Genomic DNA, 25655 nt, shown 5'->3' on the forward strand with positions numbered 1-25655 from the left:
AGCCAAAATGTTTTCTTTTCCTATCTGTGGGCTCCTTGGGGTGTTTGCCTTTTGGCTGGCATTTCCATATCTGGAGCCTTTATTAAGTTTCTCTTTATGCCTCGTCATCGCAAAGAACGGAGTTTCTGGTACCGCTATCGCGTCTTGCTGCGTGTTCTGTTTATCAGCCTGATCATCGCAATCGGTCTAGGCGGCGCCTATGCGCTTTCCCTGCTTGGCCCTCAAAAGGTAGACCCTTCCTCGCTGAGCAGTCGTGTCGTCAACAAGGAGGAGGCCCTCAAGCTCCTGGAGGCCAGCCAGACGCTGGAGGCCAAGTTTGTCGAAATTTCGGCCCTGCGTGAGCCGACTGCAGAAGATATTGATGTGCTGGAACAGGCCATCGCCAAGCAGGAGGAATATCAAAAGGCTCTGGGTGGCTATAATAGTGAGGCCGGGAAGCGTCTGGAGAGTCTGCAAATCCTCTATCAGGATACCATGGCTGCCCAGGACTACCGGAAGAGCCTCTCCGCGGAGCGCCAGGGCGTGAACTACGACTCGCAGGATGACGCCGAGATGGCCTTGCGGAATTACCGGGAAGCTGCCGCGCTCCAGCGCAAGATCAATGACGACTACCCCCTGAGCAACCGCCGGGATGTGGGGCGTCTCACGCAGCTGGAGCGTAAGGTCAACGAACTGCGGGCCGAGCCCCTCTGGAATGCCTCCAATGAGGCCGAACGCCGCTCCAAGGAAGCTGCGGAAAAGGATAACTGGGCTCTGGCAAAGAAAGAACTGGCCGAGTCCATTCATTTGCAGAAGGAGCTCAACATGGAGTTTCGCGGCCTGCACTATGCAGATGTTACCCGCCTGAGCCGTCTGCAGGTGGATCTGGCCTCGATGGAGTCGAGCGATATTTATGAGCAGATTGTGGAGATGGAGACCAAAGGGCGTGAAGCACTCGAAAATAAGCAATACTCTGTCGCTGCCGAAAATCTGAATGCAGCCTCCCGCCTGCAAATCCGCCTCAATCAGGAGCATCCCCAGAGCCGCTTTGCTTCAAACAAGCGGGCGGATGAGCTTCGGGATTTGGGCACGGATGCTCTCAGCCGGGAAGTCGGTGAGGAGATCCTCGCCGATCTGGATGAGCTCGACCAGAGTCTCCGCACCCGCCAGATTTGGCAGGCCGGAGAGATCATCCCGGGCCTTTTCGATAAGGTTGAAGCCTTCCGGACTTCTTACCCGCGCAGCACGCTTTTGACCGAAGACACGGTGATCAAGCTGCGCTTCCTCAAGTTTATCAAGGATGACATCGCACTGCTCCAGGACCGTATCTATGGCCAGCTACTGCCCATCCCGGAGTCTGATGGCTGGCACATGACCCGCTACGAAGTCTCTCAGGCACTTTACCGCAGCATCATGCTGAACAACCCCAGCCGCCATGTCGGCGAGACGCTTCCGGTTGATTCGGTGAACTGGGATGAGGCCTCCGAGTTCTGCACGAAGGTTTCCTGGATCCTCGGGCTGCCCGCCCGCCTGCCGACCAAGCAGGAGTTTGATACGGCCATTGGAAGCCTCCGCTATGTGAACCTGAACGATATTTCCTGGAATGCCAGTAACTCTGGAGACGAAACCCACGAAGTCGGCACCAAGGAGCCGAACAAAGCTGGCTATTTTGACCTGCTTGGGAACGTTGAAGAGTGGCTCGTGTCCACTGATATTCTCTCAAACGATCAGGCCTATGTGGCCGGGGGCTCTGCTCAGGATACCGTAGACCAACTGGCGGATGTCCCCTTTGAACTGGATAACCCTCGTCGTCGTGACCGCATGGGCGGCTTCAGACTGACGGTGAATCTTAACCCCTCTTCTAACGATGCCAATGCAGACTCCGCCCCCGTCTCGGGAACCCAGCCCTGAGGAACAGGCACGCGCCGATCGTGCCCAGTGGATCCTCTACGGAGTGATGGCGTTATTTGTCTTTGCGCCGTTTATCGTCTGGCTTATTATTAAAAAGTAAGCTTCTCTCTCTCTTGTGGTGACTGGCCGTGCTGTCGGCTGGTACGGGCCTCATGAAACGAACGATTTTCATCATCCGGATTTTCTTCTTCGTTCTGTGCGTGATCGGAGCTTGGCTGATCCGCTACGCGGCCGGCTATGAGGGGACGGAGAAACTAGGCTCCTACCTGCTTTTCGGGTCACTCCTGGGTGCGCTGACGATCCTGGTTGATATCTTTCTAAAAGGCTTCTCCCTGCGCGGCCTGACGGCGCTGACCTTTGGCTTGGGCATGGGTGCCTTGATCGCCTTGCTCATATCGATTTCGCCTCTTTTTGAGCAGGGGGACCCTGAGACTATTTTTCTGGTTCGGCTCAGCCTGTATATCATCAGCATGTACTTGGGCGCGGTGATCGCCTTGCGCGGCCGCGATGAGTTTAACCTCGTCATTCCCTATGTCCGTTTCGTCCCCCAATCCGTAGACGTGGGCGTAGTTGTCGTTGATACCAGTGCGCTGATCGATGGTCGCCTCGTGGGCATCTGCAAGAGCGGTTTTCTCTCCTCAGAGGTCGTTGTGCCTCGTTTCGTGATGGATGAGCTGCAGCGCATCGCAGATGCGCGTGATCCCCAGCGCCAGGCCAAGGGGCGTAAGGGACTACAAGTCCTGAGTGAGCTCAGGAAGATTCCGCACGTGACCGTCTCTATTCACGAGAGCGAGGTGGGGTCGCACCAGAGCGTGGAAGACAAGTTGATCTTCGTGACGAAGAACCTGAAGGCCAAGCTGCTGACCACGGATTATAACCTGGCCAAAGTCGCAGAGTTTCAGGGGATTCGCTGGCTCAACATTAACGACCTGGTACGCGCTCTGAGCACAGAGGTATCGGTCGGAGATAAGTTTGACCTGGATTTGATCAAACCGGGGAAGGAGAGCGACCAGGCCGTCGGATATATCTCGGATGGTTCGATGGTGGTGGTGAATAACGCCTCCGACATGATCGGCCAGAGTGTCCATGTCGAGGTTGTCAGTGTGATGCCCTCGGCGGGTGGAAAGCTTATCTTCGCACGTTTGATTCACTAGCTAAACCGCTATTAGTAAAAATCATGCTAATTTTGCGGGCGTCGGTTTTGAGCTTGTAAGATAACGCTGTATCACTAACTTGTTCAATGATGGGTTATTGCCCATATGTCTATAATATCATATAAAAACAGGAGAATATCATGAACAAGAAATCCAAGAAGGGTTTTACCCTCGTCGAAATTATGATTGTCGTGGTCATCATCGGCCTCCTCGCCGCTATGGCCGTTCCCGCCTTTAACAAGGTGCGCCAGGAATCCCGCAAGAAGACCATCACCAACAACCTCCGCCAGGTGGCTTCCGCTGGCCAGCGGTACCTGCTTGAAGATGGTAGCGTCACCACCGTTAACTACACCAGCCTTGCTGGCGTGTACTTCGGTGAAATCGCAACCGTTGCTGGTGAAAACTACCAGACCCTCACGGTGGATGAAGGCAGCGGCAAGCTCGTGGTCGAAATGGCCGACGGCGATAAGGTGACTTATTCCTACTAAGTCATTGACCGTTTAATTTTCAGCCGCTCATAGTTTCTATGAGCGGCTTTTTTATTTCTACTTATGCAAAACGTCAGGCGCCTACTCCTGTTTCTCCTCGTTGGCCTTTTTGCGTTTCAATTGGGCTACTTCTCGTTTGGTGACTGGCAGGCCGTTACTTTTTTCCAGTACATCGGGTATTGGGTCGTTGTCGGGTCTCTTTTCTTGTTCGGCTATCTGCTCTGGCGTGCATACCGAAAGGAATTACCCAGGATCGCTGCTTATATGCGCTCACGTGTCGGGCTGCTGGGGGTGCTTGTGGCGCTGTTGGGGACCGCTTTTCTGTTCCGCGCGGAGCCACCGGGGTTTCGCACGATCATGGATGAGCACGTGCTGGCCTCTACTTCGATGGCGCTGCATGAGATCCGCCAGCCCTGTAGCTATGGCAGGATCGTCTCGGTCTATGCCGAGCCGATGCGCTTAAAGGCCGTGATCGATAAGCGTCCTATCCTACAACCCACACTGGTCTCCATGGTGCATGATCTGACGGGGTATCGGGCGTACAACGGGGTGTACCTGAACTGGGCCATCATGCCCCTGATGTTATTCGGCTTGTATGTGCTGGCCGAGAGGATGGGTGGCCTGAAGACCGGGGTGGGGGCCGTCGCCCTGCTTATTACCTTGCCCTTGCTGGGGTATATTGGGGCGGGCGGAGGATTGGAGCCTCTAAACCTGTTCTTCATTGTGCTGACCTGTCTGCTGGGGGCGTTTTACCTCCAGGCGCCGGATGGTTGGCGACTGGGGGCATTTGCATTCAGCGGGATCCTGCTGTCGCAATGCCGTTACGAGTCGGGTATCTTTATTGTTCCTGTTGGTTTGATCATTATCTGGTCCTGGATCAGAGACAGGCGTTTGCTGGTGCCCTGGGCGCTGATTGTGTGTCCCTTGTTCCTGGTGCCGCTACTGTGGCATCAACGGATTTTTCGTGTCAGCGAGGCGCTTTGGCAGATGGGGAGCGGAGGGCACGAGATGGAGCCCTTTGGTTTGAAATACGTCTACGACAACTTCGGGCGGGCGGTTGGCTTTTTCTTCGATGGCAGCTATGGCGTCCCTAACTCCTGGCTGCTGGTGGGCTTGGGTTTTGTCGCCTTGTTGCTGCTTTTGGTTTCAGGGGCCAGGCAGTGGCAGGATTTTCGTAAGCTCAATGGCGCCTTGCAGGCGGGTGTTCTTTTTCTGCCGGGCTTTCTGATTCTGTTTGTGTTGCTGCTGGGCTACGGTTGGGAGTTCGACAACCAGATCATTCAGCGCCTGAGTTTGCCCTTGCACCTGCCGCTGGCGGTAGCGGGGGCTTACCTGGTTTTCAGTTACGTGAGCAATCGTTTGTTTCAGCGAGTGGCGGTGGCTGTTCTCATTTTCTACTTCCTGGCTTACGCCTATCCGGCGACGACTCAGCGTTTGTATGCGAAAACCTACCAGGCCGGTTATGATTTCCGACTGGCCGAGAAGTTTATGCATCAGCACGAGGGCGAGCGGATGATGTTTGTCGCGGAGAATGTGCCCTTCTTCTCGCTTTTCGGGGCGGATATACTGCCGACCGCTGATGCGAACAGACGCAAGCGCGCTTTCAAGTTTTTCCTGACCCAGCCGAACACGCAGCCAATTTACTACTTCCGCCGTATGTCCTATGACCCTACGACGAAGACGTTCAAGTCGGCGACGCACTCTAATCTGGACGAGGATTTCGTGACCGAGCTGGTCTGGGAGGAAGCCTACTCCCAGCTCTATAAGGTACAGGTGATGCGCATTACGGATGTCGAAGGCGTCGAGTCCGAAGAACCCGAAACGTACAAGGACATGGCCGAGTACCTGAAAATACTGGGTCGAAACGTACCATGAGCAGTGAGCCTGGGAGTATCTCCGGAGTGGAGCCCGGCCAGATGCGCGCGGCGCGTTACTATCGCTGGGCATCGTTGTTGTTGTTTGCGGTGGTTGGCATGCTTGCCCTGCACACGCTTCCAGACTACGGGGTGAGCTGGGATGAGTACTTCCGCTGGAAGGGCGGTCAGCAAAAGCTTCTCTATTACCAGACGCTCTTTGCCGGGGGTGATGCGCGGAGCGTGTTACCGGCTGAGGATTTTTATCCCGGCTTTTTCGACCTCAATGTCGCTATGCTCAACGAGGTGCTGCCCTTCGGGCTGGTGGCACTGGGACACGGTATGAGTTTGGCCTTTGGTCTGGCAACGGTGGTCGCTGTCTGGGCGATTGGCCGGATGCTGGGAGGAGAGCGGTTGGGGTTCTGGTGTGCCGTCTTTCTGCTGATGATCCCCCGATTTTACGGGCACATGTTTTTCAACCCCAAGGACATCCCCTTTGCGGCAATGATGGCCTGGTCGCTGTACTTCCTGCTTCGGTGGGGGCGGTGGCTGCCGAAGCCGCGTCTGGGGGCGACGCTCGCCCTGGGGGTTGTCGTCGGTCTGACCTTGGCGACCCGGATCGGAGGGATGGTCGTTTTGGCCTACATTGCCGGATACGCGGGGTTAATCCTGCTGCGGGAATTAATGTGCGGGGGAGGCTTTAGCCGCCAGTGGTGGCTGGGAGTTTTACGGGTCGCGATGCACGGGCTCGTGATCGGTGGAGTGGCGCTGCTGGTTTTGATCCCGTGGTGGCCGATGATCCACGACAACCCATTGTTCCGGATCGTGGAAGCGTTTCAGGTGGTCTCAAAATATCCCTGGAACGGCATGGTCTTGTTCGGTGGCGATATGATTCTGGCGAGCGATTTACCCTGGACGTACCTGCCTGTGTGGCTCGGGATTTCACTGCCGGACTTCCTGCTGTTGGCTTTGGCCGGGGGGTTGGTCTTGCTGCTTTTGCGTTGGCGTAACGCTGCCCGCACACTGGTTTCGCCCGAAGGGCTGCCGTGGGCCATGGTCACGGTGGCAACGGCTTTCCCACTGGTCTATATTTTGGTTCGCCACTCAGTTGTTTATGACGGGATTCGCCATGTCCTGTTTATCCTTCCGCCGCTGGCCTGTCTGGGAGCCCTGGCCTGGGTCAAGGTGTTGGATGCGCTTGCCGTTGGGGCATTGCTGTGGCGTCGGTTGGCTGTCGCGGTGACAGCGGTTTTAATGCTTATCCAGCTTGGGGTGCTCTATGCGCTGCATCCCTACGAATACGTTTACTTCAACCAACTGAGCGGTGGGCTGGAGAATAAGCACGGCCGATACGAGACGGAGTATTGGGCTACCTCTACGAAGGAGATGCTCGACTGGTTAAACCTTAATGCGCCCGAGGGGCAAACTCGCGTGATGGTCGGTCGGGTTTTTTCGCCTGCCGCTGTGCTGTTTCGTCCTGAGCGGCTGGAGCTCGTCACCACAGCCACTGGATCAGACTTTTTTATGGGGCTGACCCGAGGTGGTCAGGATGCCGCGCAAGACGGTGAGCCCGTCTACGTCGTCGAGCGTTTTGGAGTGCCCTTTGGAGTGATCAAGGACATACGGGGCTACACGCCGTCGAGTCCTGATGGTGAGGGAGCCGGGCCGGGGACGTCGGCTACGGTCGAGGCTGTACCGCCTGAGAACGCAACTGCTGCGAAAGAGCGACAGGCGCAAGGCCAGCCTGACTCGGAGCAGTGATATCTTCCGTCAATGCGTCTAACTCGCCGATGATGCAGGCTCCACCGTATGGGTCGATTTGTCGTCGGTTCGCTCAATGATTTTCGCGCTGCCATCATGGCGCTGAAAGCGAATGATGAGCTCGCCGATCACGCCGAGTGAAATCAACTGCATGCCCAGCAGCATCAGCAGGATGCCCAGGAAGAACAGGGGGCGTCCGGCGATAGCGACTCCGGCGATAAGCTTCATGCACGAGATGTAGAACAGAATCAGGAAGCCGAGGCTGCTGGAGGCTAGGCCCAGCCCACCGAAAAGGTGTCCGGGGCGGTCCAGAAATCGGGTGGTCGCCAGCACGGTGAGCAGATCGAGCATCCCCTTGATGTAGCGCTTCCAGCCGTACTTGGAGACGCCGTGCTCGCGGGGGTGGTGCTTGACGGGGATCTCCGTCACGCTGAAGCCCTCGGCATGGGCGAGCACCGGCACATAGCGGTGCAGCTCGCCGTAGAGGTTCAGATGCGGGAGCACCTCGCGGCGGTAGGCTTTGAACCCGCAGTTCATGTCGTGGAGCTTAACCCCGCCTGCGCGGCAGGCCACGGCATTATATAGCTTCGAGGGCAGGCGTTTTTCCAGCGGGTCTTGGCGGTCTTTTTTCCAGCCACTGACCAGATCGTAGCCCTCGTCGAGTTTCTTCAGGAAGTGCGGAATCTCCTCCGGGTCGTCTTGCAGGTCGGCATCGAGTGTGAAAACAATTTTCCCCCGCGCCTCCTGAAAGCCTGCCGCCAGTGCGGCTGCCTTACCGAAGTTGCGCCGGAAGCGCAGGCCGCGCACTTCCTCGTGGGCTTCGGCCAGCTCATCGATACGCTGCCATGAGGTATCTGTGCTGCCGTCGTCGACAAATATCACCTCAAAGCCCCCGAGCTGCTCCTCCTGAATGACGGCAGTAATCTTGTTGAACAGCGTTTCGATCGTTTCGCCCTCGTTCAGTACGGGGATGATAAACGATAGGGGTAAAGTGGGGGCATCAGCGGCGTCCATAGCGTATTCGTGGTGACTTTACTTTGACGTGCAGGCGCTCGATGGCAAGACCCTGCTGCCTGCATGGGGTACGCTTTACGGCTTATTCACATCAGTGATAGGTGCGGTTAAAAACTGGAGGTACTGCTGCTCCTGTTTGCTGAGAGAGGTGGGATCGGCTTGTGCGCGTGAAGTGATATCCAAAAGTGGAGAGGGGGATATCAGGGGGCGCGTCTGGCGAGTGTCGCCCAGATTCGTGATCTGGAGCATGGCGGTGGCATCGCTGGCTGCGGTGTCTGCCAGTGGCTGTCCCTCCGGGGGGAGAAGGCTCTGCCAGGTGCGCCGGGCGGCTTCCTGCTGACCGAGTTTATACTGGATCACTCCCAGAACCCAGCGGGCCTGCCGCGAGTTTTGGGCAGCGGCTTGCGCGATGGATAGAAAGCTTTCTGCCGTAGCAGTATCGGGCGGTGGCATCGCACCGCTGAGCCAGAGGTTAAACTGCGCCAGCACGATCAGCTCGGAGGCTTCAGGAGATGGGCGCAGGGCTTGGCTTTCGTTTGCCCAGTGCAGGGTGTCCGCATCCCATGCCAGCTCATTGGAGGCTTGGGCCAGCAGCAGGTAGTCCTCGCTGGTCGTGTCTGTATCCGGCTTCACAAACGCGTTTAGTGCGCTCAGACCGAAAATGATCACCCCGAACGCCACGCCGGCTATCGCCCATTTGCTACGCGTGAGCAGGAGGGAGCATGCCGGGACACAGCCACCGGCGAGTACGGCCAGTAGGGGAACCAGCGGCAGCCGGAAGCGTGCGCTCACGTAGTACAGTAAGACTCCGGCCGAGTAGGCCAGCCCCCAAAGCAACACGAGGCGCACTCCGCTCTTTCTCCAGAAAATAAAGGCCCCTGCGAGCCCCAGCCCCAGCAGCAGCGCCCACCCCAGTGGGTTCCATCGTAGCCAGGGGGACAGCTCCTTGTGAAAGGAGTAAGTCTTGTTGTTATAGGGCTCGTAATTATCCAGCAGCAGCCCGGTCTTACGGGCCATCAGACCGAGCCAGTCCATGGGTTGATCGATGATGGTCTTGAGCGCACGGCCCCGCCAGTAGGAGCTTTCCGCCGCAGGGTTTTCTCCGGCGGGTTGGCTGGTCGCCTGCATGTAGAGGATGGCTGATTCCTGCCGGGCCGGGTTCAGGTAGCCGCCGTTGAGTGAGGACACGTTGATGCTCTGGGCGTAGTAGGCGCCGTTGGCTCCGGGCTTGTTCGCAGCCCACAAGTTGTAGCCACCCTGTGTCGGCAGGGGGCTGAAGCTCCCGCTGCGTGCGAGATTGATGCCGCCGTAGATTATCACGCCGGCGACGAGCGGCACGCCTGCGGCCAGTGCCAGACGCCACGAGCGCGGCCAGAGTACAAACGGCGTGACGATCGCCACGGGCAACAAGTGCGGGCGTGTGTAGACACCCAGAATCAGGAATACCCCGGCGAGCACGGCTTGGCGTAGTCGTCCCGATCGGTGTGCCCTAAGAGCCTGCTCGCAGCCCAGCAGCAGCCACGTGATGCCCAGTGTGATATCCAGCGGGTCGGCGGCGAAGTGCAGCAGCACGGGATTGAACCCCACGAGCAGACCGCTCAGTACGGCTGCTCTCGTCGAGCCCCACAGCCGCTGGCTCATGCGCAGAACCAGCACGACATTGATCAGGTGAAAGAGACCGTTGAGCAGGCGCGCCAGGGCAGGCATCCACTCGGCGGGAAACCCTAACCGCAGCGGCAGGGAAAGGAGAAAAGGGTAGAGGGGAGCCCGGTAAAAAGGCTCGCTGGCCAGATTGCCGCTGGCCATTTGGGCGGCCAGTTGTAGGTTTTCGCGTCCATCGAGGACGGGGGTCATGCCCAGGGCTGTGCCGCTGTACCACACCAGAAACCCGACCGTATACAGCGCGCTGAGGCAGAGCACCCAGATGGGCCAGCGGGGACGTTCGGGGTGCAGGGCAGAACTTTGCATGGGGTCGGCAGTAAAGCGTTGTCGGGGTTTAGGTACAATGCCTAAGCTACCGCCCATGCTCAAGCTCTTGCTGCGCCACCGGATCAAGGTCGTCCTGGCTCTCCTGCTCGGGGTGGCTGCCGTGGCCGGAGTCCTGATCTGGGGGGTGCCCTTCGGGCTGGATGAGGTGATGCGCGCCAAGGACGCGATACTGGCTTGGCTGGAGGATACGCATCCTGCGCTGATGGTTTGTGCCATCGGCTTTTTGCCCCTGATCGGGTTTCCCGTGAGCCCCATGCTCATCCTGGCAGGCATCGCCTACGGGGGTGCCGTGGGCTTGGCCGTTGGGGTGGGGGGCATTGCCCTGAACAACGCCCTGGGATTCGGGATCGCCGCCTGGCTGCGTGAGCCGGTGCGGGCCTGGCTGGAGAGGCGTGGCGTGCGCGTGCCTGAGGTGGAGCCGAGGGATTTTGTAAAGGTCGTGCTGCTGTTCCGGATTGTGCCAGGCTTTCCCGCTACCTTTCAGAACTATATCCTGGGCCTGACGCGGATTCCGTTTTTCACCTATTTCTGGGTTTCACTGATCCCGCAGGTCATCGTGGTGGCTGGCTTCGTGCTGACCGGAGGGGCGCTCTTTGAGGGGCGCTGGGGAGTCGTACTGCTCGGCGTCAGCTTGTTGCTTGTTTTCGGGATTGTCGGACGGCTCATGCAGGAGCACCGTAAAAAGAATACACTGAACAATGGCGCTGGACCTGACAACACCCCACGATGACGCGATCCTCTCGGTCGGTGACTTCACCCGCCAGGTGAAGGAGCTGCTGGAGTCGAACCTGCCTCCGTGCTGGGTGCGGGGGGAAATCTCCAACCTGCGCCGCCAGCAAAGCGGGCACGTTTATTTCACCCTCAAGGATAGCCGCAGCCAGCTCTCGTGCGTGCTGTTTCGTGGAGACGCCATGCGCCAGCGCGCCGAGCTGCGCGACGGGCTCCAGGTCGTCGTCTACGGGCAAGTCAGCGTCTACGAGCCACGCGGCACGCACCAGCTCATCTGCCGCGTGGTGATGGAGGATGGGGCCGGGCGGCTTCAGCAGGAGTTTGAGCGGCTCAAGCAGAAGCTCTCCGCCGAAGGGCTCTTTGATGCGGAGCGTAAGCGTCCGCTGCCGTCTCTACCGCGCGCGGTGGGCTTTGTCACATCGCCGACAGGGGCAGCCATTCGCGACTTTCTCAGCATCCTTGCCCGTCGTGGTTGGCGAGGGCGCATCGTCGTCATCCCTGCTCAGGTGCAGGGTAATGGCGCGGCTGAGCAGATCGTGGCTGGTATCGAGGCCGCACAGAGGGTGGACGGCCTCGACCTGCTCGTCGTGGGCAGGGGAGGTGGCAGCCTTGAAGACTTGTGGTGCTTCAACGAGGAGATTGTGGCTCGCGCGGTTGCCGCGTGTTCTCTGCCGGTTATTTCTGCCGTCGGCCACGAGATTGATTTTACGCTGAGTGACTTCGCCGCGGATAAACGCGCAGAGACACCCTCCGCCGCTGCCGAGCTGATCAGCAGTGGTTACCTGGAGATGCTGGACCGGCTCGATCTGGCTCGCGACGGCCTGCATGAGCTGGCAGCCCGTACGCTGGAGCGCCTCGGTCACCGACTGGATGCGGCTGGCTCCGGTCTGGAGCGCCGCCACCCGCAGCCCCGGCTGGAGCAGGCAAGCCTGCGGCTGGATGATTTAAACAACCGCCTTCGCTCAGGCCTGCGGCACATCCTGTCGGATCGCCGGAGTGTATTGAAAGATTCGATACATAAGCTGGCCGCCTACACGCCCGAGTCGGTGCTGCGAGTGGCGGGCGTGGAGCTAAAGGCCGCCCGTGAGCGGACGGAGCGCGCCTCGTCGGTCCAACTGCGTCAAAAGCGAGAGTACTTGAAGCAGCTTCGTACGCGTCTGGAGAACGCCAGCCTGAAAAAGGCGCTCGATCGTGGCTTTGCTGTGGCGCGTGACGAGCGCGGCGAGTTGGTCTGTGCGAAATCCGGGCTCAAGCCCGGTCAGCGGTTGGCGCTCGACTTCAGGGACGGTGAGATCCTCGTCCGTGTCGAGGATATGTAGTTAGATCTAACTACGAAAATAGGGCTTAGCTGGCCACTTTCATCGCATCCCGGACTGCGTCGCGAAGCGTTTCGATACAGTGGGCTTTCTTGCGATAGACCGGGCTCCCCCAGTTGTTGGTTTTTGCTACGACGATCCCGAAGAATCCCTCCGGGGAATATGAGGGATACCAGCCAATGTCCAGCAGGTGCTCGTGCGGGCATTTGATCTGGGCCAGGTCCTCCTTGAGAGCCTCGGTTTGCTTGGACAGAGGCACGTCGTCGTCCAAGTGAAGCCCCCAGTAAATAATGTTTTCCGGTGTGATTCCAAGGGAGTCAGGTGTGACTTTCATAGGTGTGCCGCAGTCAAACAGATGCGTGGGGGTTAGTCTTCGTCGTCAGGGCCGAAGAGCTTCCACGCTCCCAGACCGGCAGCGACGAGGCCACCGATCTTGAGGATGCGCTTACCGCTACGACCGGAAAGTGTCTTGTGCAAAAGGCCGAACGCCAGCGGCTTCAGCAAGGGTAAAGCCTTACGGGCGCCCCAGGCAACTGATCCCGCGACCGCAGCCTTGCGGACCTGCGGCATGATCGTGCGCAAGTGGTATCCAGCCGCCTGCCTTTCGGCACGGAGCCGTTCTTTAAGCACACTTATTCTTTGCTCCTGGCGGCGGATACCAAACATTGCACGTCTTCTTTAAGTTCCTGGCGCGTTTCGTGAAAGGGCATCTCGCTGCGGCGGAATATCCGGCTGAGCCCGAGCGCACAGCCCCCTGCCATGAGCAGGTAGATGAGCATGCACACTCCGAGTGCCAGCAGTCGATAGTCCTGAGGGACGGCCCACACGAGCCCTGCGGTGAAGGCTACTCCTGCCAGTAGCAGGCTGCCACTGCCGACCACCACGAGGGTGAGCACCAGCGCAAGCCGTGCCCGCTCCAGGCGAAATTCCACCGCAAAAAGCTCAAGGCGGGACTCGAGCATATGCAGCAGGGTTTCGGCCAGAGAACTGGCAGCTTGTAGCGATTTCATGGGCAGGGGAAAGGGGTGTTAGTCCCGGAGCAGGCGATCGATGACAACCCCTGCGAGTACGGCGACGCCGAGCGATTTCCACGGATTGTCCTTGATCAGCTTTTCCATGGTTTCGACGGTTTCCTGGCCCTTTTCCTTGGCGGTCTGCCCGTGGGCCTTGAGCTTTTCCAGGCCTTCCTTGAGCTGTGCCTGTACCTGCGCGGCCTTTTCACTGAAAGCTTCCTGGGAAACTTCAGCAGTGTCGGAGGTGAGGGTCTTGGCGTCGTTGATCAGCGTCTTAAGATCGGAGACGAGCTTGTCGCGATCAGCGGCGAGGTCGGTGTCTTTGGCGGCTGTTTTAGTCGGCATGGTTTTATCCGTTTCTAGTTTGAGTTAGTGAGAGAGGGAGGGTGGCGCAGGCGAGCCCGCGGCATCCGCAGAAGAAAGGAAGAGAGAAATCAGATGGCTATCCGTCCCGGTGCAGGCGGCTTACGTGTCAGCAAGATTTCGGTGCTTACAGACATGGGAATAAGTATAGCGGCGTTCGTTTGGGCTGTCAAGGGACCCGCCAAATGATCTGTACCCATTGGCAATTTCTTCCGTGATAGAAACATAAAAAAACTCCCGACCTGAGGCCGGGAGTTTTGAAAGGTGAGCGGATGGATACGCTTAGAGTTCGACGGCTTTGCCAGACTTGGCCGAGGCGTACACGGCGTCGATGATCTTCATCAGCTTGAGGGCCTGATCCGGGGTGTTGATCGGGTCCTCTTTACCCTCAATGGCGAGGACAAAGTTTTCCGCCGAGCGGATGCGGCCCATGTCTTCGCAGACGGGGGTGATGATGTCGCGGTTGACCGAGTTGCCGTTCTCCTGCACGTAGAGTTCGCAGGTGTCGATCGAGGTTTCGTCGACGCCGTCCACGCCGAAGAGGCGCTCAATCTTACCGCCAGCCTGAGAGCCCTGGAAGGTCACGGAGACCTCCTCGCGCTTGATCATCTCAGCCCACGAGACCTGGAGCGTGAGCACCTGGCCGGTCTTAAAGGTGACCATGCCGTGCGCGGCAGCCTCGACATCGTTGACGACGCCTTCGCGGTCCGGGATGCCCCACGGTCCCTTGAAGCCCTTGTCATTGATGAAGTCATCAAAGGTGCGGGCGAGGACGACGGCCGGCTCGGGGAAGCCCATGAAGTACAGGGCCAGGTCGATCATGTGCAGCAGGTCGATCAGAGGGCCGCCGCCGGAGAGTTCGCGCTGGGTGAACCAGCCTCCGAAGCCGGGGATGCCGGTGCGGCGCACCCACTTGGCCTGGGCAGAGTTGATCGTGCCGATGGTGCCGCTGTCGATGTAGCCGCGCAGCGCGAAGGACTCGGGCCGGGCGCGGTTGTTAAAGTTAAACATCAGGCGCTTGCCAGTCTTATCGGCGGCGGCGATCATCTGCTCCACCTCGCCCGCGTTAAGTGCGGGGGGCTTTTCGCAGAAGACGTGCTTACCGGCCTCCAGCATCTGGATGGCCAGCGGCGCGTGAAACTTGTTCGGGACGATGACAGCCACGCCCTCGATCTCGGGGCAGGCTTCAATCATCGCCTCGGGTGAACCGTAGGCGGCGGGGATGGCCCACTCGGCGGCAGCGGCCTTGGCCGCTGCTTCGTTTAGGTCAGCGATGGCGACGATGTCCGCGCCCGCCGCGCGGAAGCCCGCGGCGTGGTACTGGAGCATGCCACCGGCTCCGATGATTCCAATTTTAGTCGGCATGGGTGGTGGGGATGGAGGTTATAAAAGGACTAACAATAAACGTTAGCGGTTCTTGCTGTCGAAGGCGGCGTCAAAGGCCACGCCCGAGGGCTTGAAGTCGATGCGCTTGACGAACTCGCAGGATTCCCTGGCGCCGTGGAGACGGTCCATGCGGATGTCTTCCCACTCGACCGAGAGCGGGCCCTGGTAGTTGATGTCGTTGAGCGCGACGATGATTTCCTCGAAGTTGATGTCCCCGTGGCCGAGGGAGCGGAAGTCCCAGTAACGGCGCGGATCGCCAAACTCGGTGTGCCCGCCGAAGACACCGACGGTGCCGTCGCCGTGGCCCCACCAGGCGTCCTTCATGTGGACGTGGTAGATGCGGTCCTTAAAGCGGCGGATGAACTTCACGTAGTCCACGCCCTGATAGCCGAGGTGGGAGGGGTCGAAGTTAAAGCCGAAGGTCTCGCGGTTATCGAGGGCGGCCAGGGCGCGCTCGGAGGAGACGATGTCAAAGGCGATTTCGGTGGGGTGCACTTCCAGGGCAAACTTGACCTTGCACTTGTCGAACTCGTCGAGGATGGGGTTCCACATGTGGGCGAAGTACTTGTAGCCCTCGTCAATCATGCTGGCGGAGACCGGCGGGAAGGAGTACAGCAGGTGCCAGATGGAGGAGCCCACGAAGCCGTTCACGACCTCGACGCCCATGTTCTTGGCGGCCTTGGCAGTGGCCTTCATCGCGCTGACGGCCCACTCGCGCTTCTTCTCGGCATTACCGGCGCACTTGGCGGGGGCGAAGCCATCGGAGCGGGCGTCGTCGTTGAGGTCGCACACGAGCTGCCCGGCCAGGTGGTTGGAGATCGCAAAGCAATCCAGCTTGTTGCGCTTGAGCATGGCGCGCTTCTGGGCGCAGTACTTTTTGTCCTTGGCGGCCTTGAATACGTCGAAGTGGTCGCCCCAGCAGGCCAGCTCCAGGCCGTTGTAGCCCATCTCGCTGGCGGCTTTGGCAAGCTTGGTTAAGGGAAGGTCGGCCCACTGGCCGGTGAAAAGGGTGACGGGTCGGGACATGCTCAGGGTGTGTTTAGCGGGTTACTGATGGGTAATTAAGGCATTTTTTGTGAAACAGGAGAAGGGGGGATGGCAAACGATTTTACAGCTGGTACGCAGAAATATGCTCTTGAGGCATGATTTTTTGTCTGCGCAGTTCCCTTTTTAATAGCCCTTACGAGTAGAGCGTGAAGTCGTTTTGCCCTTCGGGAAATGACCATGCGGCCGATAGTAGATGTATATGAGCTACCGACGCCTGTATTTACATGCGGCAGTTGGCGGTTGCCATGTGAGGAGTGCTCTAGTTGAGTGCCCCTCTCCTCAATCCCGGATATGACCCCCGAATCCAAAAAACGCCTGATATGGATCCTGCTGGCCATGGCCATGGTGGTGATCGTCGCAGTGGCTGCGGCGGGCCCGCTGCTGCGTGTTTACCGTGAGTATCAGGCGAGGGAGAGTGTTGCTGAGGCAAACACCCTGCTGGCGGACAACGACCTTGAAGAGGCTCTCGAGGCGGCCCGCGAAGCCTATGTCGCCGACCCGGACAGCCCGGATGTCGTGCGCACGGTCGCGATGGTGTATAACAAGCTGGACCCTCGCCAGGCCGAGGCGTTCTGGCGCAAGTGCTTCGAGCTCACCGACGACAACACCGATCTGGGGAATTGGGTTTCCGCTGCTATCAAGGCGGGTGAGTTTGATTCCGCCCGCTTGGGGCTGGAAAAAATGAAGCAGCGTGGGCTGACCGGCTCGGCCTATCATCTCTATCTCGGGCAGGTGCTTCTGCATGATCAGGACTTGAACGGTGCCCTGATGGAGGGTCGCCAGGCGCTGGCGGCAGACTTGCCCGATGAGCGGGCGCATTTCTTCTTCGTCCAGCTGACGCAGCTTTCGGATGATCCGGAGTTGCGACAGGAGGGGCTAGACTATCTTTGGGGGCTGGCACGCCAGCGAGATCGCCTTGGGCTGCATGCCCTGCGTAACCTCGCCAACTCCGGGCTCATTGATAACGATGACCGGCTGGAGCTCATCCGTCTCTTGGAGGCGCACCCGCTAGCTGATCGCGAAGACCGGCTGCTCTGTTTACAACTGGGGTACGAGGTCTCAGATGCTAATGCGGAGCGAAACCTCGACCGGGCCGAGGAGTTCTTTGATCTGGATAATCCGCTGGATTTGATCCGGCTCGGTCGTTGGCTCAACCGCCAGGGGCGCTACACCCAGACGCTTGAGGTGATCCCTGCCGAGGAGGCATTTTCCCGCAAGGACCTGTTTTTGATCCGCATGGACGCGATGGCGCAGTTGGGGCAGTGGCGGCAGTTGGAGGACCAGCTTCGACGTTCCGGTGCCCCCCTCGACGAGTTTTTGCGTCAGCTCTTTCTCGCGCGTGCGTACTTTGAGACCGGTAGTGACAGCTCTGGAGAGATTGCCTGGGACCGGGCTGTGCTTGAGGCTTCACGGGATGCGCAGAAGCTCTGGTACCTCGTCCAGTACGCCCGCCAGCTCAACTTCGACGATGAAGCAGCCGCCGCCCTGTGGAAGCTGACTGACTATCCGGCGCATCGGCAGCGAGCCTGTGAGGAGCTGGTTCAGCTCTACCAGCTCGAGTATGATGCGCGGGGTATGCAGAAAGTGCTCCGCCTCATGGTAAATAGCTATCCGGATAACCTGTCGGCGTTGAACGACTGGGCCTACGTTAATCTGTTGCTGCAGGAGCAGGAGCCGGCTGCGCTCCGGGCAGCGCAAAAGGTGGTGCTCGAAAGTCGTCACCCCTACCTCTCGCACTACGTCACGCTCGCTCTGGCCTACTACCGGATGGGGGACTTTCAGAAGGCGTTCGAGACCCTGGAGCCGTTGCAGGTTAACTGGCTGACCGCTCCGCCCAAGTGGCGTGTCGTCTATGCGGCGATTCTCCGTGCCAATGGAGACATCGCATCGGCTCGTCAGCTCCTGCAGGGGGTTGATCCAGCTGACCTGCTCCCGGAGGAGATTGCGCTGGTGCAGGGAGAGGATGCCAAGTCCTAGGCGTTTTTTGTCGGGTTGCCGGCATATAATGTCGAACTGGGTTAGGTTATTCTTCGGGTATAGATTTGTTTTTTATTGTTTAAGTCGTTTCAGGTGAATGGCTTGATGTGTTTTTGGGTTGTCCGTTTTGTCGCTTGGCATGCGGCGGGCAATGAACGGTGGCATGGAATGCTTATCCGTTATGAACCGCCCTGTTGAGAGCCTCTTGCTGGGCGCACTGATCCTGCTCGGACTGGTCTGGCTGCCGTTGGCGGTCTACGCCTGGGGCGGCGGAGTTGTACGCCAGGGGATTCTCTGGGGTATGCGCCGCATCTATCGCCTGCGTATCCGCGGGCTGGAGAACCTGCCGCGTGAGGGTGGGGCACTGGTCGTGTGTAACCACGTGAGCTATGTGGACGCGCTCTTGCTGGCTGCTGTCAGCCCGCGTCCGATTCGTTTCCTGAGTGCGGAGTATCTGCAGAAAGTGCCGCTGCTGGGATTGTTCCTGCGGTGGGCTCAGGCGATTCCGGTCTCACCCGAACGCTCGAAAGAGGCCATCCGCACCGCGGCCGAGTGCCTGCGCCGCGGGGAGCTCGTGGGTATCTTTCCGGAGGGTAAGCTCAGCCGTGATGGCCGGGTGGGTACTTTTAAGCCCGGCTTCGAGTTGATCGCCCGTCGGGGTGGGGCCCCGGTTGTGCCGGTCAGCCTTGGTGGTCTGTGGGGGTCGATTTTCAGCTTTGCAGGCGGGCGTTTTTTCTGGAAACTTCCCCGCAAGATCCCCTATCCCGTCCACATCTCGGTGGGCGAACCCACCGATCCCCGTACGATGACAGCAGACCAGGCCCGACAGACCATCCTCGACCTCGGCGTTGAGGCATTCGAACAAAAGCCCGAGCTTAAGCAGCACCTGGGATGGCGCATGCTGGTTGGCCTCAAGCAGCACGTGGACAAGGAACTGGTCGTGGACCGTGCGCTGGGCCGCAAGGCCTTCAAGGGGGGCGTCCTCCTCGCACTCTCGCTGGGGCTGGCCAAGCGTCTGCGCCGGGACTGCCCGGAAAAGCGTATCGGCCTGGTCCTGCCTCCGGGCATTGCCGGAGTGGTGGGTAATCTCGCCGTTGTGCTGGCCGGTAAGACCCCGGTTAACCTGAACTTTACCCTCGGGCGCGACGCGGTTGCCGCCTGTGTCGAGCGGGCTGGCATCAAGACCATCCTGACCGTCGGTGCGATCAAGGAGAAGATCGACGAGAAGTGCCCGGAGTTCCCCTGGACCGATCACATGATCGACCTGAAGGACGCGCTCACCGGCATGTCAAAGCTCGGGATCGCGCTGCGGCTGGCCGCAGTCAAGCTCCTGCCTGCCGGGTGGCTGGCCAAGCTCTTCCGTGTGCCGACTCAGGGTGGGCGCGAGGAGGCTGCGATCCTCTTTACCAGTGGTAGTGATGGCGCTCCCAAGGGGGTGGTGCTCTCGCACCGCAACATTATCGCCAACTGTATTCAGGCGTCCATGTGCCGGGCTTTGCCCATGCAGGAGTCGATGCTGGCGAACCTGCCCATTTTTCACAGCTTTGGTTTCACCGTCACGCTGTGGTTGCCGTTGATGTTCGGCATGCGTGTGGTCTATACGCCCTCGCCGTTGGACTTCAAACTCGCCGCCCGCGCCATTCGCGAGGAAAAGTGCGGCATCCTGCTGGGCACGCCGACCTTCTTCCGTCCCTACCTCAAGCGGGTCGAGCCCTCCGATCTGGCGACGCTCAAGATCGCCATCGCCGGAGCCGAAAAGACTCCCAAGGGCTTTCACCAGGCCTGGGAGGAGCGCTTCCCGAGCTGCTTCTATCTGGAGGGCTACGGCCTGACCGAGACCACGCCTGTGGTCGGTGTCAATGAGCCGGACATCCTCTCGGACAACCCGGACGACTGCGTGATCGGCACCCGGGCCGGTTCCATCGGGCGACTTTTCCCCGGAATGGCTGCCCGTATCCGCAGTCTTGAGACGGACGAGATCCAGCCCATGACCCAGACGGGGATCGTCGAGTTTAAAGGGCCGAATATCTTCGAGGGCTACCTCGACGAGCCGGAGAAGACCGCTGCTGTCCTGCGTGACGGGTGGCTGGCCACTGGCGACCTTGGACGGCTCGATCCAGATGGCTTCCTCTACATCGAGGGGCGCATCTCCCGGTTTTCCAAAATCGGGGGCGAGATGGTGCCGCATGGCACGGTCGAGACCGCCGTGGCCAAGGCCCTCGGCCTGGACGACAGCGAGGTTCCGCTCATCGCCGTCTCGGCCCGGCAGGACCCCGCCAAGGGCGAGGCGCTCGTGCTCCTGAGCACAAGTGCTGTCGACCGCGAGGAGCTCGCTCGCAAGCTGGCTGAGGCCGGTCTGGCCAACCTGTGGATCCCGCGCGAGATTCGGATTGTCGAGGCCATCCCGACCCTCGGCTCCGGCAAGCTCGATATCAAAGCCCTCAAGGACCTCGCCAGCAGCCGGACATAGTCCTGCACCTGTGACCCTGCGGATCACTCGACATTTTCAGGAAGAAAATGCCAGGGCGCATCCGTTCTTAACTCAGGCCCATCCCTAATGTGCTGGTCCCTTCAGCCCTGTCGCGCGCTTAGCAGGCCCACAGTCCCAAGTTCTTCCTTCTCCAATAAACTTTTCCCATGATCGGTCCCCGGAAAATTCGTCATCACAGTCTGCCGCGCGAGGGCGCGCCGCTGGTCGTGGTGCTCGGTGGCATCGGCCCCAATCCCGGACTGCCGGGACGAATGGGGCGTGCGCTACACGGGGCAGGCTTCGCGGTTGAGACGATTCACTATCCCTCCACGCGCTACCGCATCGGCGAACTGGTGGCGGACCACGTGGGCCCGGCGCTGGCGCGGATCAATACCGACGCTTCCCGGCCGCTGCATTTCGTTACCTTTTCGATGGGCGGAATCATCTTCCGCGAGCTGATGCGGACGACCCCGCCGGAAAACTTCGCCCGCGCTGTCCTCGTGGCACCCCCGAACAACGGCAGCGAGGTGTCGCAGTTTTTGAAAGGCTGGGGGCCGTACCGGTGGATGTTTGGCCCCGCCGGGGGCGAGCTCGTGCTCGACGAGTCGCAGTCGATCCCCAAGGGACTTGGTCCGCTACCCGAGGGGGTGGGGGTGATCGCCGGGACGCGCTCGCTCGACCCGTGGTTCAACTGGCTCTTTAAGCGGCCACACGACGGCAAGGTCGCAGTCGAGAGCGCCCGGCAGCCGGGCATGGCGGACTTCACGACCGTCCCCGCCAGCCACTACTTTATCCTCCAGCGCAGCCAAACCATCCGCCACACGCTGCACTTTTTACGAGAGGGAAAATTCTGAGCTAGCATCAAAACTGGTACCCCAGGACAAGTCCTGGACCTGTGATGCTTACGCATCACTGATGCCCCCGCTAAGGCGAAGGCATAGATAAATCTGTAAGTGACAGCGTTGTCTGTTACCGGGGCAGCGAGCCTTAGCGAGCGATGGGGCAGAGCCCCATGAATGCTGCTCCAGCCGGAGCTTGCGTTCTTTAGGGGAATCCCCTTGGATGGTACAGATACATGCGGGAGAGCCTTCGCAATCGTATCCAGCGGCGCTTAAATGACATCGAGCAATTCACGATCGATGTCATCTATGACCGTCGCCATGGTCTGGCAGAAACCCTTTACGGCGGCTTTCTGCGGGGACTTTCGTGGATATTCGGGTCTATCGTGCAGGCGCGTGGTTGGCTGTACCGCAACCGGATTTTCCGGGACCAGCCGCTGGGCTGCCTCGTTGTGGTGGTGGGCAACCTCACCGTCGGCGGCACCGGTAAGACCCCGGTGGTGGAGAAGTTCGCGCGCTCGCTGCAGGAGCGTGGCCGCAAGGTGGCGATCCTCTCGCGCGGCTACCGCAGTAAGCCCGAGCGCAAGTACCAGAAGTTCTGGCGCTGGCTGACGCATAATGAGCCGCCCCCGCCCAAGGTCGTCAGTGACGGTAAGAATGTCCTGCTCGGCTCATGGGAGGCCGGGGACGAGCCCTTTATGCTCGCCTGTAACCTGCCCGGCGTGGTCGTGGTGGTGGATAAAAACCGCGTCAAGGCCGGTGAATACGCGATCCGCAAGTTTGGCTGCGATACGCTGATCCTTGACGACGGCTTCCAGTACCTGCCGCTGCGCGGCCAGCTCAACCTGCTGCTGGTGGACAAGAGCAACCCCTTCGGTAACCAGTGCATGCTCCCGCGCGGTATTCTGCGCGAGCCGGTCTCGCACATCCGCCGTGCGAGCTACGTCTTTCTAACCAAGTCCGACGGCGAACCCGACCACGAGCTGGAGCAGCTGATCCGTCAGCACAAGCCTGATGTGGACCTGATCGAGTGCAGCCACCAGCCGCAGTACCTGAAGGAAGTCTTCGGGGAAAAGACGCGCACGCTGGCCTCGCTCCAGGGGGTCAAGGTGGCCACCTTTAGCGGGATTGCCGTGCCCGAGAGCTTCGAGACCTTCATCCGCCAGCTGGGGGCCAGCATCGTCCACAATCAGCGCTTTCTCGACCACCACCGCTTCACGCCCTACGAGCTGGACCATTTCTTCCGGCAGGCTCAGGAGGCCGGTGCCGAGCTGATCGTGACCACGGAGAAAGACGCCGTACGGCTCGACCGTGACCACATCCCGCAGGATGTGCCCTTTTATTACCTGCGCCTGGAGGTCGATATCCTCAAGGGTGGGGAGGACTTCGACGCCGCTGTGGCGCGCATCTGCTTCCCCAAGAGCGAGGTCAAGGCCACCCGTTCGCCGTTTCTCTCCCAGAAGCGAAACGTCGGCCCCACCACTGATGCGGCCTCCGCCAAGACTCAGAGCGACGAGGTCCAGACGCGGGCGGGGTAGGCTCCGGTAGGGCTCCCCCCCATTGTTCAGTACGGCCCTGCACTTTGCGCTCGCCTGATAGGAGGATGGTCGTTAATAAGTGCGCCTGCTTCTTTACGAGACTTGGACTATGACCGCTGACACGCAAGACAACGCTGCCCCCGCTGCCGAGAGCACCGCTCCGGTCCGCGACCTCGAAATCAAAGACACCCAGATTATCTTCAATAGTGTCTGGAGTGACCTGGAGAAGGACTATTCTGTCGAGGAACTCTGTTTCCCGAAGGAAATCTTCTGGCTCAACGGCGCCCCCGGCGCTGGTAAGGGGACCCACACCCGCACGGCGATGCGCTTCCGCGACTTCACCGAGCCGCCCATCGTTGTCAGCGACCTGCTCAAGAGCCCCGAGGCCCGCAAGCGCATCGACGCCGGGCTGCTGGTGGGCGACCGCGAAGTGACCGAGCTGGTCTTCCGCGCCCTGCTCAAGCCCAACTACCAGAGCGGCGCCGTCGTGGATGGCTTCCCCCGCACCAAGGTCCAGGTCGAGTGCCTGAAGATGCTCTACGCCAAGCTCAACGAGCTGCGCGGCAAGCACCTGAACACTCCGCTGGCCCACAAGTTTCCCAAGCCGCATTTCCACATCCTGGTGCTCTTCATCGAGGAGGAGGAAAGCGTCCGCCGCCAGATCCAGCGCGGCGAGCAGGCTATCGCCCACAACCGTGAGGTCGAGGCATCCGGCGTTGGCAAAAAGGAAGAGGTCCGCAAAACCGACCTCGATCCCGAGGCCGCCCGCCACCGCTACCGCATCTTCAAGGAGCAAACCTACGACGCGCTTCAGTCACTGCGGGACGTTTTCTACTACCACTATATCAACACCAACGATACGATCGAAAAGGTCAGTAAGCGTATCGTGAACGAGCTCAAGTACCAGAGCTCGCTGGAGTTGGAAGAGGCGACCTTTGACCGCATCTCGACGATCCCGCTGGCCATCTCGATCATCCAGCATGCCCGCCAGGAACTGGTGACGCGTCTGGACGGCTACGAGCAGAACGAGCGCGAAATCTTCGCCCGCGTGGTCAACCTCGTGCGCGACAAGTTTATGCCGATCATCATCCGGCATGCCATCTCGGGCCGCGCCATCGTGAACAGCGAGGACGAGGTCTTCGATCATCCGCTGGCCTCGGCCATGCTGATCGACATCTTCTCCGAGCGCGGTTTCCACGCGACGGTAGACATCCAGCGCGAGGACGTGCCCGCCTGTGTCGATCGCGAGACCTTCGAGATCAAGACCTACACCAAGCGCGTCGTGCGCGTGCACATCAGCTTTGCCGGCAGCGAAATCCGCCGCGGCTAGGTGCGTGACCGCACGGGACATTGATGGGGCTACCCAGCGGTTTTCACCCGCTGGCATACATGGAGCTTTGCCCCATCGCTCGCTAAGGCTCGCTGTCCCTTTCGCTTTCAGTTGGGTAAGAGAAACTCGTATCAGTCGGCGTCAGTCGCCGTGGCCCAGGCGGTGGCCTCAGTGATCCGCAGGATCGCAGGAGCAGGACTTTGTCCTGCTTAATGCCACCGGGTGTAACCCGGCTCCGGCCTTGCCATGTGGCCGGGGGAGGGTAGATTGATGGTTTCTGGTTTTGGTCCAGTGCTGCCGGTGATCGGAGGGAATATTCTCCGATGCGGGCGGCTCGGACTCATGGCCTCTGGATTTTTAGAACGCTCAACCCTATTTGTCATGGATTCCCGATACGAAGAACTCGCCGCCGTGCTCACCGGTTTTTCCTGCGCCTTGAAGCGCGGGGAAAACGTCCTCATCGATGCCTTTGATATTCCGGCCGAGATGGTCGTGGCGCTGATCCGCGCCGCCCGTAAGCGCGGGGCCGTCCCCCACGTGCTTGAGCACAATGCCCGCATCCAGCGCGAACTGGTGATGAAGGGCACGCCCGCGCAGTTCGAGGGGCTGGCCAAGGTCGAGCTGGCGCGCATGAAGAACATGGCCGCCTACATCGCCGTGCGCGGGTCTAATAATATCTTCGAGTCCAGCGATGTGCCCGCCAAGCAGATGGCCGCCTACATGCAGGCCATGAAGCCCGTGCTCGACCACCGCGTGAACCACACGAAGTGGGTCGTGCTGCGCTGGCCCACGCCCGCCATGGCCCAGCAGGCCATGATGAGCACCGAGGCATTCGAGGACTTTTACTTCCGCGTCTGCACGCTCGACTACGCCCGCATGAAGCCCGGCATGGCCGCCCTGAAAAAACTCATGGAGGCCACCGACCAGGTGCAGCTCAAGGGCCCGGGCACGGACCTGCGCTTTTCCATCAAGGGCATCTCGGCCATCCCCTGCGGCGGCCAGTACAACATCCCCGACGGCGAGGTCTTCACCGCGCCGGTGCGCGACAGCGTGGAGGGCGTCATCAGCTACAACGCGCCGACCGTTTACCAGGGCGTGTCGTTTGACAATGTGAAGCTGGAGTTCTCCAAGGGCAAGATCGTCAAGGCCACCTCCTCGAACACGAAGAAGCTCAACCAGATACTCGACTCCGACGAGGGCGCGCGCTACATCGGCGAGTTTGCCATCGGCTTCAACCCGTACGTGACCGAGCCCATGCGCGACATCCTCTTCGACGAGAAGATCGCTGGCTCCTTCCACTTCACGCCCGGCCAGGCCTACGAGGACGCCGACAACGGTAACCGCTCGCAAGTCCACTGGGACCTCGTCAACATCCAGCGCAAGGACTGGGGCGGCGGCGAAATCATCTTCGACGGCAAGGTCATCCGCAAGGACGGCGTCTTCCTCCCGAAGGCCCTCCACAAGCTCAACCCCGAGTATTTGATGGGCAGGGCATAGC

The 25655-nt window shown here is 59.9% G+C and carries 21 protein-coding genes; 13 read left to right on the plus strand and 8 right to left on the minus strand.

The annotated features are described in order from the left end of the window. Positions 1-96: 96 nt before the first annotated feature. From K0V07_RS06215 to K0V07_RS06235, 5 genes are all read left to right on the plus strand, one after another. Positions 97-1890: an SUMF1/EgtB/PvdO family nonheme iron enzyme gene (locus K0V07_RS06215; RefSeq protein ID WP_220623674.1), complete on the plus strand. Its 1794-nt coding sequence runs from the start codon at positions 97-99 to the stop codon at positions 1888-1890. A gap of 152 nt (positions 1891-2042) precedes the next feature. Continuing rightward, on the plus strand, positions 2043-3044 hold the full coding sequence (locus K0V07_RS06220; protein WP_220623675.1) for a twitching motility protein PilT: 1002 nt from the start codon (positions 2043-2045) through the stop codon (positions 3042-3044). 140 nt (positions 3045-3184) lie between these two features. Further along, positions 3185-3532 carry a prepilin-type N-terminal cleavage/methylation domain-containing protein gene (locus tag K0V07_RS06225; RefSeq protein WP_220623676.1) on the plus strand — a complete coding sequence of 116 codons (348 nt, stop codon included), beginning with the start codon at positions 3185-3187 and terminating at the stop codon, positions 3530-3532. Positions 3533-3595: 63 nt separating this feature from the next. After that, positions 3596-5407 (plus strand): glycosyltransferase family 39 protein, encoded by a 1812-nt coding sequence (locus tag K0V07_RS06230; RefSeq protein WP_220623677.1) that lies wholly within the window; start codon positions 3596-3598, stop codon positions 5405-5407. Next, positions 5404-7146, plus strand: coding sequence for a glycosyltransferase family 39 protein (locus K0V07_RS06235; protein ID WP_220623678.1), 1743 nt, complete (start codon positions 5404-5406; stop codon positions 7144-7146). Before K0V07_RS06230 ends, K0V07_RS06235 begins: the two co-directional genes overlap by 4 nt. An 18-nt stretch (positions 7147-7164) precedes the next feature. Here the strand turns inward: K0V07_RS06235 and K0V07_RS06240 are convergent, their stop codons facing one another. Together K0V07_RS06240 and K0V07_RS06245 are read right to left on the minus strand one after the other, a co-directional pair. Beyond that, positions 7165-8160 carry a glycosyltransferase family 2 protein gene (locus K0V07_RS06240; protein WP_220623679.1) on the minus strand — a complete coding sequence of 332 codons (996 nt, stop codon included), beginning with the start codon at positions 8158-8160 and terminating at the stop codon, positions 7165-7167. Between the two features lie 75 nt (positions 8161-8235). Beyond that, positions 8236-10128, minus strand: a complete 1893-nt coding sequence (locus K0V07_RS06245) for a glycosyltransferase family 39 protein (RefSeq protein ID WP_220623680.1) — start codon at positions 10126-10128, stop codon at positions 8236-8238. 37 nt (positions 10129-10165) lie between these two features. On the opposite strand from K0V07_RS06245, the gene K0V07_RS06250 reads away from it, so the two are divergent. Next, a complete protein-coding gene (locus tag K0V07_RS06250; RefSeq protein WP_220623681.1) occupies positions 10166-10879 on the plus strand; it encodes a VTT domain-containing protein in 714 nt (237 codons plus the stop codon). After that, a complete protein-coding gene (xseA, locus tag K0V07_RS06255; RefSeq protein WP_220623682.1) occupies positions 10848-12197 on the plus strand; it encodes an exodeoxyribonuclease VII large subunit in 1350 nt (449 codons plus the stop codon). Before K0V07_RS06250 ends, xseA begins: the two co-directional genes overlap by 32 nt. 25 nt (positions 12198-12222) lie before the next feature. Here xseA and K0V07_RS06260 read toward each other — a convergent pair whose 3' ends face one another. The 6 genes from K0V07_RS06260 to K0V07_RS06285 all read right to left on the minus strand — a co-directional run bounded on the left by K0V07_RS06260 (position 12223) and on the right by K0V07_RS06285 (position 15982). Beyond that, positions 12223-12528 carry a hypothetical protein gene (locus K0V07_RS06260; RefSeq protein ID WP_220623683.1) on the minus strand — a complete coding sequence of 102 codons (306 nt, stop codon included), beginning with the start codon at positions 12526-12528 and terminating at the stop codon, positions 12223-12225. A gap of 32 nt (positions 12529-12560) precedes the next feature. Beyond that, entirely contained in the window at positions 12561-12764 is a 204-nt protein-coding gene (locus K0V07_RS06265; RefSeq protein WP_220623684.1) for a hypothetical protein, read from the minus strand. 62 nt (positions 12765-12826) lie between these two features. Beyond that, complete coding sequence (locus tag K0V07_RS06270; protein WP_220623685.1) at positions 12827-13204, minus strand: phage holin family protein; 378 nt, start codon at positions 13202-13204, stop codon at positions 12827-12829. An 18-nt stretch (positions 13205-13222) separates the two neighbouring features. Next, entirely contained in the window at positions 13223-13552 is a 330-nt protein-coding gene (locus tag K0V07_RS06275) for a hypothetical protein (protein WP_220623686.1), read from the minus strand. 300 nt (positions 13553-13852) lie between these two features. Continuing rightward, a complete protein-coding gene (locus K0V07_RS06280) occupies positions 13853-14935 on the minus strand; it encodes a Gfo/Idh/MocA family oxidoreductase (RefSeq protein ID WP_220623687.1) in 1083 nt (360 codons plus the stop codon). Between the two features lie 42 nt (positions 14936-14977). Beyond that, positions 14978-15982: a sugar phosphate isomerase/epimerase gene (locus tag K0V07_RS06285; protein ID WP_220623688.1), complete on the minus strand. Its 1005-nt coding sequence runs from the start codon at positions 15980-15982 to the stop codon at positions 14978-14980. A 312-nt stretch (positions 15983-16294) separates the two neighbouring features. Between K0V07_RS06285 and K0V07_RS06290 the strand changes: the two genes are divergently transcribed. The 6 genes from K0V07_RS06290 (at position 16295) to K0V07_RS06315 (ending at position 25654) form a co-directional block, all read left to right on the plus strand. Continuing rightward, on the plus strand, positions 16295-17980 hold the full coding sequence (locus K0V07_RS06290; protein ID WP_220623689.1) for a hypothetical protein: 1686 nt from the start codon (positions 16295-16297) through the stop codon (positions 17978-17980). 181 nt (positions 17981-18161) lie between these two features. Then, entirely contained in the window at positions 18162-20450 is a 2289-nt protein-coding gene (locus K0V07_RS06295) for an AMP-binding protein (RefSeq protein WP_220623690.1), read from the plus strand. Positions 20451-20617: 167 nt separating this feature from the next. Continuing rightward, positions 20618-21304: a hypothetical protein gene (locus K0V07_RS06300; protein WP_220623691.1), complete on the plus strand. Its 687-nt coding sequence runs from the start codon at positions 20618-20620 to the stop codon at positions 21302-21304. 221 nt (positions 21305-21525) lie between these two features. Continuing rightward, complete coding sequence (lpxK, locus tag K0V07_RS06305; protein WP_220623692.1) at positions 21526-22827, plus strand: tetraacyldisaccharide 4'-kinase; 1302 nt, start codon at positions 21526-21528, stop codon at positions 22825-22827. A 109-nt stretch (positions 22828-22936) separates the two neighbouring features. Next, on the plus strand, positions 22937-24157 hold the full coding sequence (locus tag K0V07_RS06310; protein WP_220623693.1) for a nucleoside monophosphate kinase: 1221 nt from the start codon (positions 22937-22939) through the stop codon (positions 24155-24157). A gap of 381 nt (positions 24158-24538) precedes the next feature. Continuing rightward, positions 24539-25654, plus strand: a complete 1116-nt coding sequence (locus K0V07_RS06315; RefSeq protein ID WP_220623694.1) for an aminopeptidase — start codon at positions 24539-24541, stop codon at positions 25652-25654. The last annotated feature ends 1 nt before the right edge of the window (position 25655 follow it).

The organism is Ruficoccus sp. ZRK36 (assembly GCF_019603315.1).
GTDB lineage: Bacteria > Verrucomicrobiota > Verrucomicrobiia > Opitutales > Cerasicoccaceae > Ruficoccus.

What these genes read in the sequence shown, in the direction of transcription:
- K0V07_RS06215 (WP_220623674.1), top strand. Translation starts at nt 97, where the DNA reads ATGCCTCGTCATCGCAAAGAACGGAGTTTCTGGTACCGCTATCGCGTC.
- K0V07_RS06220 (WP_220623675.1), top strand. Translation starts at nt 2,043, where the DNA reads ATGAAACGAACGATTTTCATCATCCGGATTTTCTTCTTCGTTCTGTGC.
- K0V07_RS06225 (WP_220623676.1), top strand. Translation starts at nt 3,185, where the DNA reads ATGAACAAGAAATCCAAGAAGGGTTTTACCCTCGTCGAAATTATGATT.
- K0V07_RS06230 (WP_220623677.1), top strand. Translation starts at nt 3,596, where the DNA reads ATGCAAAACGTCAGGCGCCTACTCCTGTTTCTCCTCGTTGGCCTTTTT.
- K0V07_RS06235 (WP_220623678.1), top strand. Translation starts at nt 5,404, where the DNA reads ATGAGCAGTGAGCCTGGGAGTATCTCCGGAGTGGAGCCCGGCCAGATG.
- K0V07_RS06240 (WP_220623679.1), bottom strand. Translation starts at nt 8,160, where the DNA reads ATGGACGCCGCTGATGCCCCCACTTTACCCCTATCGTTTATCATCCCC.
- K0V07_RS06245 (WP_220623680.1), bottom strand. Translation starts at nt 10,128, where the DNA reads ATGCAAAGTTCTGCCCTGCACCCCGAACGTCCCCGCTGGCCCATCTGG.
- K0V07_RS06250 (WP_220623681.1), top strand. Translation starts at nt 10,166, where the DNA reads ATGCCTAAGCTACCGCCCATGCTCAAGCTCTTGCTGCGCCACCGGATC.
- xseA (WP_220623682.1), top strand. Translation starts at nt 10,848, where the DNA reads ATGGCGCTGGACCTGACAACACCCCACGATGACGCGATCCTCTCGGTC.
- K0V07_RS06260 (WP_220623683.1), bottom strand. Translation starts at nt 12,528, where the DNA reads ATGAAAGTCACACCTGACTCCCTTGGAATCACACCGGAAAACATTATT.
- K0V07_RS06265 (WP_220623684.1), bottom strand. Translation starts at nt 12,764, where the DNA reads ATGCCGCAGGTCCGCAAGGCTGCGGTCGCGGGATCAGTTGCCTGGGGC.
- K0V07_RS06270 (WP_220623685.1), bottom strand. Translation starts at nt 13,204, where the DNA reads ATGAAATCGCTACAAGCTGCCAGTTCTCTGGCCGAAACCCTGCTGCAT.
- K0V07_RS06275 (WP_220623686.1), bottom strand. Translation starts at nt 13,552, where the DNA reads ATGCCGACTAAAACAGCCGCCAAAGACACCGACCTCGCCGCTGATCGC.
- K0V07_RS06280 (WP_220623687.1), bottom strand. Translation starts at nt 14,935, where the DNA reads ATGCCGACTAAAATTGGAATCATCGGAGCCGGTGGCATGCTCCAGTAC.
- K0V07_RS06285 (WP_220623688.1), bottom strand. Translation starts at nt 15,982, where the DNA reads ATGTCCCGACCCGTCACCCTTTTCACCGGCCAGTGGGCCGACCTTCCC.
- K0V07_RS06290 (WP_220623689.1), top strand. Translation starts at nt 16,295, where the DNA reads ATGACCCCCGAATCCAAAAAACGCCTGATATGGATCCTGCTGGCCATG.
- K0V07_RS06295 (WP_220623690.1), top strand. Translation starts at nt 18,162, where the DNA reads ATGAACCGCCCTGTTGAGAGCCTCTTGCTGGGCGCACTGATCCTGCTC.
- K0V07_RS06300 (WP_220623691.1), top strand. Translation starts at nt 20,618, where the DNA reads ATGATCGGTCCCCGGAAAATTCGTCATCACAGTCTGCCGCGCGAGGGC.
- lpxK (WP_220623692.1), top strand. Translation starts at nt 21,526, where the DNA reads ATGCGGGAGAGCCTTCGCAATCGTATCCAGCGGCGCTTAAATGACATC.
- K0V07_RS06310 (WP_220623693.1), top strand. Translation starts at nt 22,937, where the DNA reads ATGACCGCTGACACGCAAGACAACGCTGCCCCCGCTGCCGAGAGCACC.
- K0V07_RS06315 (WP_220623694.1), top strand. Translation starts at nt 24,539, where the DNA reads ATGGATTCCCGATACGAAGAACTCGCCGCCGTGCTCACCGGTTTTTCC.